This is a genomic window from Micromonospora sp. NPDC051296 (assembly GCF_040682255.1).
Taxonomy (GTDB): domain Bacteria; phylum Actinomycetota; class Actinomycetes; order Mycobacteriales; family Micromonosporaceae; genus Micromonospora; species Micromonospora craterilacus.
Genome location: NZ_JBFBAO010000254.1, coordinates 1 through 10501, shown reverse-complemented (window position 1 = coordinate 10501; position 10501 = coordinate 1). Strand labels below are relative to the sequence as shown.

At 69.1% G+C, this 10501-nt stretch carries 5 protein-coding genes, 1 pseudogene and 1 CRISPR repeat array; of the genes and pseudogenes, 2 read left to right on the top strand and 4 right to left on the bottom strand.

The window, feature by feature from the left end; genetic code table 11:
- Positions 1–8 precede the first annotated feature (8 nt).
- Positions 9–1464: direct repeats of the CRISPR family, unit length 37 nt; unit sequence GCTGCGCCCGGCCACCGCGCCGGGCGAGGATCGCAAC.
- 1 nt (position 1465) lies between these two features.
- Positions 1466–1687: a hypothetical protein gene (locus AB0M52_RS23605; RefSeq protein WP_363957441.1), complete on the top strand. Its 222-nt coding sequence runs from the start codon at positions 1466–1468 to the stop codon at positions 1685–1687.
- On the opposite strand, the gene AB0M52_RS23600 is transcribed toward AB0M52_RS23605, so the two are convergent.
- The 4 genes and pseudogenes from AB0M52_RS23600 to AB0M52_RS23585 all read right to left on the bottom strand — a co-directional run bounded on the left by AB0M52_RS23600 (position 1684) and on the right by AB0M52_RS23585 (position 5182).
- Positions 1684–1875 (bottom strand): transposase, encoded by a 192-nt coding sequence (locus tag AB0M52_RS23600; protein WP_363957444.1) that lies wholly within the window; start codon positions 1873–1875, stop codon positions 1684–1686. The two genes, AB0M52_RS23605 and AB0M52_RS23600, sit on opposite strands and share 4 nt — an antisense overlap.
- Before the next feature lie 24 nt (positions 1876–1899).
- Positions 1900–3069: an ISAs1 family transposase gene (locus AB0M52_RS23595; RefSeq protein ID WP_363957438.1), complete on the bottom strand. Its 1170-nt coding sequence runs from the start codon at positions 3067–3069 to the stop codon at positions 1900–1902.
- Positions 3070–3194: 125 nt separating this feature from the next.
- A pseudogene (locus AB0M52_RS23590) lies at positions 3195–3464 on the bottom strand (MFS transporter); the annotation flags it as partial.
- Between the two features lie 329 nt (positions 3465–3793).
- On the bottom strand, positions 3794–5182 hold the full coding sequence (locus tag AB0M52_RS23585; protein ID WP_363957435.1) for an IS1380 family transposase: 1389 nt from the start codon (positions 5180–5182) through the stop codon (positions 3794–3796).
- A 1174-nt stretch (positions 5183–6356) separates the two neighbouring features.
- Between AB0M52_RS23585 and AB0M52_RS23580 the strand changes: the two genes are divergently transcribed.
- A partial coding sequence (locus AB0M52_RS23580; protein WP_363957432.1) for a DNRLRE domain-containing protein occupies positions 6357–10501 on the top strand: 4145 nt, incomplete at its 3' end.

The window sequence follows — 10501 nt, the reverse complement described above, 5'->3', positions numbered from 1 at the left end:
GCTGACCGACTGCGCCCGGCCACCGCGCCGGGCGAGGATCGCAACCTGGTGGTCACCACCGAAGGCATGTGGGAGGTCGTGCGGCTGCGCCCGGCCACCGCGCCGGGCGAGGATCGCAACATCCGGATCAGCCTGGACAGCGGCTGCATCGTCGTGGGGCTGCGCCCGGCCACCGCGCCGGGCGAGGATCGCAACGCGAGGGCCTTCGTGCGCGTGCGCTGGATCTTGAGACGGCTGCGCCCGGCCACCGCGCCGGGCGAGGATCGCAACGGGTCAGTGGACGACCGCAGCAGCGCTGGCAGAATGACCGCTGCGCCCGGCCACCGCGCCGGGCGAGGATCGCAACGACAAGAACGACCACGCCGCCGTCGAGGTGGAGGTGTGGCTGCGCCCGGCCACCGCGCCGGGCGAGGATCGCAACTGCGTGCCCGGGGTCAGGACGGCCGAGCGCCGTACCTGCTGCGCCCGGCCACCGCGCCGGGCGAGGATCGCAACTCCCTGGTAGCGAGATTGCCGACCCGGGAGATGTTGAGCTGCGCCCGGCCACCGCGCCGGGCGAGGATCGCAACCGCCGGTTTTGGCGGACAGGTCGCGGCTTTCCCGTGCTGCGCCCGGCCACCGCGCCGGGCGAGGATCGCAACGCCGCCGGCGGACTGCATCTCCGAGATCAGCGCGCCGACGCTGCGCCCGGCCACCGCGCCGGGCGAGGATCGCAACCAGGCTCCGCCGGCCACCGACGAGGAGGTGGCGCACCTGCTGCGCCCGGCCACCGCGCCGGGCGAGGATCGCAACCACCAGCGGGTCGAGGCACTCGTCCCAGGCTGGTGCTGGGGCTGCGCCCGGCCACCGCGCTGGGCGAGGATCGCAACTTGCGGTCCCACACCCAGGCGTCCCCGAGCGGCTTCGCTGCGCCCGGCCACCGCGCCGGGCGAGGATCGCAACGCCTTCGTCCGGAAGCTGCCGCGTACCAAGGAGGAACTGCTGCGCCCGGCCACCCGCGCCGGGCGAGGATCGCAACACGCGAGCCGCGCCGGTGCCCGTGGCCCATCCCTCGCTGCGCCCGGCCACCGCGCCTGGCGAGGATCGCAACGAGGGTTTCGAGCGTGGCACGCGGGCGATGCGGGAGGCTGCGCCCGGCCACCGCGTCGGGCGAGGATCGCAACCTTCCCGGCTCGCTGAAGTACGCCGACGTGTCGCGGATGCTGCGCCCGGCCACCGCGCCGGGCGAGGATCGCAACTGGTCCTGGTAGATGCCCAACCGCGCCACGTAGTCGACGGCTGCGCCCAGCCACCGCGCCGGGCGAGGATCGCAACGTGATCTACGGGCATGTGTGCCACCTGTGTGGCCACCCGCTGCGTCCGGCCACCGCGCCGGGCGAGGATCGCAACCTGTGGCCGCCGGCGGCGCTGCTGGTCGCCGGCGTGGTGCTGCGCCCGGCCACCGCGCCGGGCGAGGATCGCGTCGGTGCTGGCACTCGATCCGAGCCCGGAGATGGGTTGGCCGTCGTTATCTGGGCATCAGTTCCAGTTCACCATTGATGACGATCATGGTTTTCTGGTCGAAATCGGGCCGGAGTTCGACTCCATGTACATGATCGAGTCGAGGGACCCGGCGCACCGGTTCCGGGCCTTCACCACCGAGACGTTGGTCGACGGGAACTGGGTCAACGCGGCTCAGCGAGGTTAGCGGGGGTTGAGGTGTCCTCGGGTGCGTCGGGTGGTGGCGCAGCGGGTGCGTAGTCGCTGGTTGACGGGGTTGCGGAAGCCGTAGGCGTCGTGGGCGACGGTTTTGATTACTCGGTTGGTTCCTTCGGAGCCGGCGTTGGTGATGCCGGTGCGGATGAACGCGAGGATTTGGGGCCACCAGGTCTGCACCAGGGCCAAAGCAAAGTCTGTTGATCATGGCTGGGATGGGTTGAGCAGGGTGGGAATGAGCATCTTGTCGGCGTGGTGACGTTCCATGACTTGCTTGATTCGGGTGTGGCCGGCGAGGCGGATCAGGGCGATGGCGAGGTTGCGTAGCGCGGCCATGGCGTGGGCGACGGTGCCGAGGTAGGCGTGGTGGTTGTCCTCGCCGAACAGGACGTCGCGAACCCAGTGGATCTTGTTTTCCACCCACCAGTGGGTGCGTACGTAGCCGGCGATCTGGGCGGCGGTGCTGGTCAGGCTGGTGATGCCGTGGAGGATCTGTTTGCTGACGCGTTGTCCGTCCGGGGCGTAGACGTCGCGGCGGAGCCGGAAGACCTGGACGGCGCCGGGGAAGTCGATCCCGGTTGCGGGTGCGGTCCAGATGGTGCGGGTGATCCGGTAGCCGTTGCGGCGTTCGGTGCTGGTGTGTGCGCTGGTCGGGGTGGTGGCTTTGGGGAGCCGGCGGGTGATCGCGGTCAGCAGGGTTGGCCTGTTGGCCTTGACGGTGAACACGTAGCCGGCGTGGCGTCGTATCAGGTAGCCGGCGGTTTCCCGGTTGGGGTGTGCGGCGTCGGCGGTGATCGCCATTGCGGTGATGTCGATCGGGTCCAGCAACGCCGCGACCTGGGTGACCTCGGTGGTGTCGGCCGGGACTTGGACCTGGGCGACGGTCACGGCGGTGTCGCGCCGCATCGCCGAGAACAACTGCACGTCGACGCCGTGGCCGCCGCCCGAGTTGCGGACGGACTTGCCGTCGATCGCCAGCCCGCACCCGGCCACCGTGTCGAGTCGGGCGGCCAGCCAGCCGCACACGAGGCGGTCCACCACCGCCGCGTCGACCGCTTCGACCAGCCGGCGCAGCGTGTCCCGCCCAGGCGGGACACGGATCCCGAGCACCGGATGCCGGCGGGCACCGGCAGCGGCCAACAGCGCTTGTGGGAGCTCAGCGACCCGGTCCGCGGCCTGCCGGAAGTTGCGGGCACCGCACAACAAACCCAAGGTCAGCACAGTCAGCACCGCCGCGAGCCGATGCCGCACACCCCGCGCCTTCCGCGGGTCGGTGACCTGGGCGAACACCCCGGCCAGCGCCGCGACCTGCCCGGTGTCCACCTCCCCGCTCTCGTTCGTGACGACACCAACAACCGCATGGGAGACTGACACGAGCGGCCTTTCTTGCAGACGACGGCTGGCGTAGAGAACCGCCATCGTCTACTAAGGAAGGCCGCGCTCGTTCACGAGCCCCGCCATCAGGCCCGATGAAGATCAACTCACTTTGCTTTGGCTCTGAGGACGACCCCGAACCGGATCGCGTCAGCCCCGACCATCACGGCGCCGCGCGGCACTCGATCCAGCCATGCCCCCACCAGTGGCGAGACGCACACGTTCGCCACCATCTTGATCGCCAACGCCGTCCCGAGGATCTCGCCGGCCCGTGCGCCGGCAAGGTCGTAGGCGAGCAGCCCGAGAGCCACCGTCGCCAGCCCAGTGCCGACAAGGGCGATTACCTGAGCAGCGAAAAGCCGCCTGTAGGTTCTGTTGGCCAGCAGTTCGCGCACGGGAATCGATCACCCTTCGTTCGGATTACTCGAAGGCAGGAACGATATCCGCGGAAACCGAATGCGACAACGTCGCTATTGCAACAAGATTGCATTGAAGAAACCGACGCAATCACGCACGTTGAGCCGCTACCAGACCATGGCGCATAGCCTCGATCCACCGACGCGGTTCGTCGTGAGCGCGGTTGAGTAGTTTCGGTATTGGGCGGTTTCGGAGCAGGCGAAAATCGCCGATTGCGTGATCGGCTTGCTCCGGGCGTGGTGGTTTGGGGTGGGACGGGTTGCGTGGCCTGTGGTCGGGCCGCCGGGGTTCGGTCGGGGTGCCGTGGTCAGCCGGGTGCGGGGTGGACGGCGGTGAACAGGTTCTCGAACGCGGTCTGCCAGGGCCAGTGCTGCGGTAGGTGCAGGTGGATGGTGCGGGCCCGGTGTGCGAGGCGGCCGGCGACGTTGATGATCCTGGTTCGGATGGTGGCGGTCCGGGCGGTCGGCCAGGCGCCGGCGGCGAGGTGCCCGGCGGCGCGGGTGAGGTTGTGGGCGAGTCCGGCGCAGGTCAGCCAGGCGTCGTTGGCGCTGAACCGCCCTGATGGCAGGTGCTCGAGTGGCCCGCCGATCAGATCCGCGTTGACCTGCTCGATGACAGCGTGCTGACGGTGCTGGGCTTCGGCTTGGATCAGGGTGAACGGGCTGTCGGTGAAGACCGCGTGATACCGGTAGGCGGGTAGGAGTTCTTGCTGGCCAGGGGCTTGGGTGGGGTTGTTGCGGCGGATGCGGCGCACGATCAGTCGGGCGGTCACCTGGTGCCGGGTGTCGGCGAACGCGGTGTAGGTGGTCTCGGCGATCTGCGCGTCGGAGATCCATCGTTGTTCGTCCTCGGCCCACACGGCCTGCGGATATCGGATGTTGATCCACTGCTCGTTGGGGATGCTGTCGCATGCGGTGCGGATCTTGGCGTCGATGCGGGCCGTGACCGAGAACCGCACTGCTCGGCGCCGGCAGGTGCTGATGACCGTCTTGGCGTAGAACGCGGAGTCGGCTCGCACGACGATCTCGCCGGTCGCGCCGCAGGATCGGGCGGTAGTGATCACCTCGGCGATCATGCTAGCCGCGCCACGAGCGGAACCGGCGTTACCGCCACGCAGCCGGGTCGCCGCGACGACCGGCGCGGACAACGGCGTGGACAGCGTCGCGATCAGGGGGTTGTAGCCGCGTAGCCAGACGTTGTAGCCGCCGACCTTGGCGTGACCGAACCCGATGCCCTGCTTCTGCTTGCCGTAGACCCGCCGCAGCATCGAGTCGATATCCACAAAGGTCAGCACGTCCACGCCGGCCAGCGACGGCGCCCGGGCGGCCAGGCCGATCAGGGTGTCACGGGCGGCGGCCTGCAACTGCCGTACGTGTCCGTGGCTGAACGTGCGCAGGAACGAACCGACCGTCGACGGCGCGTACACGCCGATAAACAGCGAACGCATCCCGCCGTGCCGGGCGACGTCGAGGTCGTCGATGCTGTCCGCGCCCGCGAGCATCCCGGCCACGATCGTGGCGACCTTCCCTGCCGGGTTCGCGCCCTTGTCCGTCGGCAAGCTCACCCGCTCGGCGACCGCGGCGTGCAGGCCGGCCTGCAGGGCCATACGCATCACCGGAACGAGACCAGCACACGACACCAGATTCGGGTCGCCGAACGTCGCGCGCACCGCCGGCGCGTCATGGCGTAATCTCACCTGCGAGGTGCCCTCTCGAACGGCGGAATAGAAGCGTCAGAACTCCTATGCTTCCAGTTCAGAGGGCACTTTCTATCTCCAGGGTTCCATCAGCCTGAAACTCATCGGTGGATCGAGGCATAGCGAGACGCGTGGATTGAGTCTGGTGGGCCACCTGTCATTCCTGAAGGAGTGGGGCCGTGTCAACCCTTCTTGGCCGGACTGCTGCGACCGGTTTGTGCTGATTCCCGGCTCGGTGCCGCAAACGCCGGTAAGGGGTCGGGGTCAAGACTCGACCGGAGGTCGACCGCGTCAGCGGCTTGGTCTTGACGGCGATCCCGTGCGGCGCAGAATCGGTGCGCCGGGAGACGCGTTCTGGTGAAGTTGTGGGGGATGGCCGTGTTCTTCACAGTCCGGTAGTGCGGACGCTTTGGCAGGCCGGGGGTCCCGGTCCTGAGTTGGGTCAAGTTAGTGCGCAGGGTGCTGCTGGTTGATTCGGTCGATGGCTTGGTGGAGGTCGTCGGGTAGGGGAGTGTGTGAGACAGAGCCGTTAGATCCACACTCCCCTCAGGCGATGGCGGTCATGCAGCAGGCAGTTTGTCGCAGCGGTTGGGAGCAGGTGTGGTGATCAGTGCCATGGTGCCCTCCGGTGACGCGGGGGCGGTCGCCGGTCTGCCATTCGTCATGTGCCTTCCCCAGTATCGCGTTGGGTGACGCGGGTGTGGGTCGGGCGCGGTGCAGCCGTGTCGCCCGGCGCCTGACTGCGCCCTGTGACCCGGCCGCCCGCATGAGCCGCTGACGCGCTTGTGGCCCGTGCCGCGCGCCGGCCCAGCCGCGAACTCGGCGTGCGCACTGGCTTTCGGGTGCCGTGCCATCGGATGTGTCCACATTGGTTGGTCAGGTCGGATTCTGGTGGCAGCTTCGTTGACTGTTCAGCTGATCTTCACGACCGACGCGCCGCTTCCGTGATCCACTCATCGCTCCGTGTGACGGTAAGGAGTGGTCGATGGATAGGTGGTTGCTGTCGCGTCGTCGCCTGCGAGGGACGGCGCGGTTGGCGCGGTCTCGTGGCGGGCAGCTCGTTGCGGCTGGTTTGTCGGTGGTTCTCGCGGCGACGATGGCGGACTGGGTCGCGCCTCAGCGTGCGGAGGCGGCCCCTGTACCGGTGTCGGCGGCGCCTGCCGAGCCTCAGGTGTTGGAACGGCCGGATGAGGCGGCGGCGGTGCACACGGCGCGGTTGACCGGGAAGCGGGTCCGGATCGCTGGGCTGACCTCGGAGACGTCGGAGTTTTGGGCGTTGCCGGACGGTCGAGTGGAGGCGGAGGTCCACCTCGGACCGGTGCGGGTGCGTGACGAGCGCAGCGGCGGGTGGAAGCCGGTCGATTTCACGCTTGCGGCGCAGCCTGACGGGTCGGTGGCCGCGAAGGCGCATCCGGTGGGGTTGCGGCTGTCGGGTGCGGCAGGTGGTGGAGAGCACGACCTGGCGGTGGTCGAGTCCGCGGGTGGCACGGTGGCGTTGGGCTGGTCGGGTGCGTTGCCGACACCGACGGTGGAGGGTACGCGGGCGACGTATACCGAGGTGCGTCCGGGTGTCGATCTGGTGGTGGAGTCGACGCGGACGGGGTTCGAGCAGTTCCTGATCGTCAAGGACCGGGCTGCGGTGGCGCAGGTGCGCGAGGTGTCGCTGCCGCTGCGCGGCGACGGGCTCAGTCTCGTCGACGATGGCAGCGGTGGGTTCGAGATCAGGGACCGGTCGGGTGAGACGGTTGGTGTCTCCCCGCAGCCGATGATGTGGGATGCGCAGGTTGATCCGGAGTCGGGTGAGCCGTTGCGCATTACGACCGTGGACCGGCGGACGGGTGAAGCGACGTCGTCGCGGGTCGGGATGGCCCTGTCCCCGGACGAGGCGTGGTTGACGGATCCGGAGACGGTTTTCCCGGTGACGATCGACCCGGCGGTCACGTTGAGGCCGCAGTATGACGCGTTCGTGCAGACCGGGTACACGTCGGACCAGTCCGCGGCGACCGAGTTGAAGTTGGGTACGTCCGACGGGGGTTCGCTGCGGGCGCGGTCGTTCATGAGCTTCCGGAACCTGGGCTGGTTGACGGGTAAGCAGGTGCAGGCGGCGACGTTGTACCTGTGGAATCACCACTCGTGGTCGTGCACGGTGCGGCAGTGGGAGGCGTGGCGGGTCGACTACGTCGACACGACGGCCCGGTGGACGAATCAGCCGGTGTGGCGTGAGCAGGCCGGTATCTCCACGCAGACGAAGGGCTACAACTCCTCCTGCGCCGGCGGTTGGGTGAACGTGCCGGTGAAGAAGGTGTTCGAGGTGACCGCCAATAATGGCTGGACGACCGCGAACGTCGGCCTGCGCGCCAGCACGGAGACGGACAACCTGGGGTGGAAGAGGTTCCACTCGATGGAAGGCACGAACAGCCCCTACGTGACGTTGACCTACCAGACCCTGCCCACCGTCACCTCCCGGGCGACCGTCCCGTCGACGGCGTGCGTGACCGGTAGCAGTGGCGCGCCGTACATCAACACGAGAACCCCGCAGTTGCGGGCGCAGATCCACGATGCGGAAGGTTCGCAGGTGCGGGCCGAGTTCGAGTGGCTGCACATCGGCGGCACCCGCATCAGCGGCACCACCGTCGGCCCCGGCGCCTCCGGGTCATGGCTCGCGACATCAGTGCCGTCCGGTGCGTTCGCCGAGGGCGGCACCTACTCGTGGCGGGTCCGCGGCAACGACGGCTCTGGAAACGGAGCCTGGTCGAGCACCTGCTCATTCATCGTGGACACGGCCGAGCCGTCGGCGATGCCGACGGTGTCGTCGACGGCGTACCCGGCCGGTCAGTGGGCCGGTGCGGCCGGGACGGCGGGTAGCTTCACCTTCGGTGCGGCCGGGGTGACCGATGTGGCGGCGTACGAGTACGGGTTGAACGTGAACCCGCCGAACCAGACGGTGAACGCGCCGAGCCTGGGTGCGAACGCGACCGTGTCGATCACGCCGACGGCGGACGGTCCGCAGACGTTGTACGTGCGGTCGCGGGACCGGGCCGGGAACCAGTCGGCGATCCGCAGCTACACGTTCAACGTCGGCTCCGGGGCGGTGACGGCACCGAAGGAAGGCGACATCACCGCGGCGAAGACCGCGATCACCGGTATCGGCCAGGCGGCGGCCACCGGTGTGACGTACCAGTGGCGGCGTGGTGACGCCGACACGTGGGTGAACATCCCGACCGGACACGTCACGGTCGCCGCCGGTGGCGGCGCGGTGACCTGGCCGCTCCCAACCACCGGCGGTGGCAACTTCGCCAAGCTCAACTGGGACGTCGAGGCCACCCTCGCGGCGGCGGACGCGGAGTCGATCCCGCGCAACGGTCCGTTGCAGGTACGCGGCACGTTCACCGGCGGCACGGGCGGGACGTCCAGCGCGGTGAAGATCACTTTCGACCGGGACCAGGCGTCGGCGGCGTCACAACAGGTCGGGCCCGGCTCGGTGAACCTGATCACCGGCAACTACAGCCTCTCGGACACCGACGTGTCGGTCAGCTCCTACGGCAGCGACCTGACCGTCACCCGCTCCTACAACTCGCGGCGGGCGGCGGAGACGGACGCGGCGAACATGTTCGGGCCCGGCTGGGTGTCGGGTGCACTCGTGGAGGAGGCCGACTCGCCGTACACATCGCTGACGGTCTTCGGGTCGTTGGTGCAGGTGGGGTTGCCCGAGGGCGACACGATCGGCTTCACGAAGCGGACGGCCACCGCGTTCGATCCCGAGATCGGAATGGAGTTCCTGCGGCTGTCCTATGCCAGTGGCAGTGACTCGTACTCGTTGATCGACGAGGACGGGAACAACGTGACGTTCACCCGGGTGGCCGGCACGGCGGCGGGCAAGTACTTCCCGACCGCGGTGATGACGCCGGGTGACAACCAGACCACCACGCTGGGCTGGGAGAAGGCCACCGTCGCCGGCAAGGAGGTGGTCCGGCCGGTCCGGATGCTGGCACCGGTGGTCGACGGGGTGAACTGCGCCACGTTGACCAGGGGTTGCCGCGCGCTGACTTTCACCTACGCCACCGCGACGACCGCGACCGGCACGGCCGAGTCGGGCTGGGGTGACTACACCGGCCGGGTGAAGGAGATCGGGTTCACCGCCTGGGACCCGGACCTGCCGACCCCGGCCATGCGTACCGTGCCGATGGCCCGGTACGCGTACGACAACGCGGGCCGGCTGCGCGCGACCTGGGACCCGAGGCTGGACTGGAACGACGCCGGCACCACGCGGCAGCTGCGGGAAACCTACGACTACACCACCGACGGCATCCTCAGCGCCGTCAAGCCGGTCGCCGAGGAGCCGTGGCAGCTGAGCTACACCACCATCCCGGGTGACCCGGGTGTTGGTCGGCTGCACAAGGTCAGCCGATCCGCACTGAGCGCCGGCACCGCCATCCAGACGTTGGTCTACCAGGTGCCGGTCGCCGGCACCGGTGCCCCATACGACCTGTCGCCCGCCCAGACCAGCCGGTGGGCGCAGCCCGAGGCCCCCGTCGACGCGACCGCGGTGTTCCCGGCCAGCCAGGTGCCCGCCGGTGACCCGGCCGCCGGCACCCTGCCGTCGTCCTACGAGCGGGCCACCGTGACCTATCTGGACGCGAACGCCCGTGAGGTGAACACGGCCATGCCGGGTGGGCACATCAGCGCCACCTGGTACGACCAGTGGGGCAACATTGTCCGCACTATCACGGCGGGCAACCGGGCCCGGGCCCTCAACGCCAGCACGTCCGACGACGCGGCGGCCGAGAGCATGTTGGCCCGCAGCCATTCCACGCTCAACGTCTACTCCACGGACGGTCAGCGACTGACCAATACCTACGAACCGGAACACGACGTCATGCTGGACAGCGGTGTCGTGGTGCGGGGGCGTAAGCACACCAGGAACACCTACGACCAGGGCGCACCGACCACCGGCGGGCCGTACAATCTCATCACCAAGGAGGAGGTCGGCGTCCGGATCTGGGACGCGGGCGGCGTGGAGAGCGACCACGACACTCGGACCACCACCACCGCCTACGACTGGGGCCTGCGCCAGCCGACCGTGGTGACCGTGGACCCGGGCGGGCTCGCTCAGACCACCCGCACTACCTACGACCCGATCACCGGCCTGATCACCAACACGACCGCGCCGGCCGGCGGCACCAGCACCACCACGCCGGCCACCCGGAGGACGGTCTACTACCGAGCCACCTCCGGCTCGGGGTACGCCGAATGCGACCTGCGACCGGAATGGGCGAACCTGCCGTGCCGGGTGCAGCCGGGCGGGCAGGCCGCCTCCGG